Source organism: uncultured Campylobacter sp., from assembly GCF_937997595.1.
Classification (GTDB): domain Bacteria; phylum Campylobacterota; class Campylobacteria; order Campylobacterales; family Campylobacteraceae; genus Campylobacter_B.
On the sequence record NZ_CALKTS010000251.1, the window covers coordinates 1 to 1,283 of the forward strand.

The following is a 1,283-nucleotide window of genomic DNA, read 5'->3' on the forward strand; positions in this document are numbered from 1 at the left end:
GATAGCCTGCGCGGCTTTAAGACCCGCCAGGATAATAACTACGCAAGCGATGGAGATCAAGGACATTTGAAGTTTCAAGACTTTTCCTAAATTTAGATTTTCGCTTTGGCGCGAAATTAAGGAGTGATTTTAACTAAAATTTCATAAAATTTAGCTCTGCTTTGAAATTTTATCCGCTAAATTTAAAGCTCGCTCGGTATCGTTCCGCTCGCACAGCTTTGCTTTTGGCTTGCCCGCTAAATTTAAAAACGCTGCAAATCCCAAATCCCGCGTGGCAAAAATTAAAATTTTTTGCTAAAATTTTGCGAAATTTACATAAGCAGGATCAAAAATGAAACTTCCCAAACAGCTTTTAGATCGTTACGCCGTGGAGCGTCAAAGCGCGGGCGAGGCGCAGCGGACGGCGAATGAGATCGCCTTTGCGCCTGTAGTTTTTCAGGTAAGCAGGCTGATGAAAAAATTTGGAATTTTAAGCGCGCTTCATGAGGCGGAGGACGGGTTAAGCATAGAAGAGATCGCGAAGAAGCTCTCGCTTAGCGAATACGCCGTAAAGCTGCTTTTGGAAAGTTCGCTTAGCATCGGCACGGTGCTTCTGTGCGGCGAGAAATTTCAGCTTAGCAAGGCGGGGTATTTTCTACTCACCGACGAGATGGTGGACGTTGATATGGACTTCATCCACGACGTGTGCTACGAGGGGCTATTTAGGCTCGAAGAGACACTAAAATCGGGCAAACCAGAGGGGCTAAAGGTTTTTGGGCAGTGGGCTACGATCTACGAGGCGCTTTCGCATCTGCCGCCGCATGTGCGCAAAAGCTGGCTCGCGTTTGATCATTTTTATTCGGATTTGGCGTTTGGGCCCGCGCTAAAGATCATTTTCTCGCGCAAGACAAATAAAATTTTAGACGTAGGCGGCAATACGGGGCGCTTTGCTAAGCAGTGCGTAGGCTACGATGAAAATGTGCGCGTCACGATAATTGATCTTGCGGGGCAAATTTCGATGATGAAAGACGCCGTCGCAGGTGCGCAGGGCGCGGAGCGCATAGATGGGCTTGCGGCCGATCTGCTAGATCCTGCTACGTGCTTTCCGCGCGGCTTTGACGCGATCTGGCTCAGTCAGTTTCTGGACTGCTTTGCAGAGGAGCAGATCGTAAGCATCCTCGCGCGCGCGGTGGAGTCGATGAGCGCGAAGGCGCGGCTTTATATTTTGGAGCCGTTTTGGGACAGGCAACGCTACGAAACCGCCGCGTATAGCATGACGCAGATCAGCGTCTATTTCGCCGCGA

General features: G+C 49.6%; 1 protein-coding gene. It reads left to right on the forward strand.

Annotation, left to right across the window (positions count from 1 at the left end; all coding sequences use genetic code 11):
- Positions 1–331 precede the first annotated feature (331 nt).
- A partial coding sequence (locus Q0614_RS08425; protein WP_298787986.1) for a class I SAM-dependent methyltransferase occupies positions 332–1,283 on the forward strand: 952 nt, incomplete at its 3' end.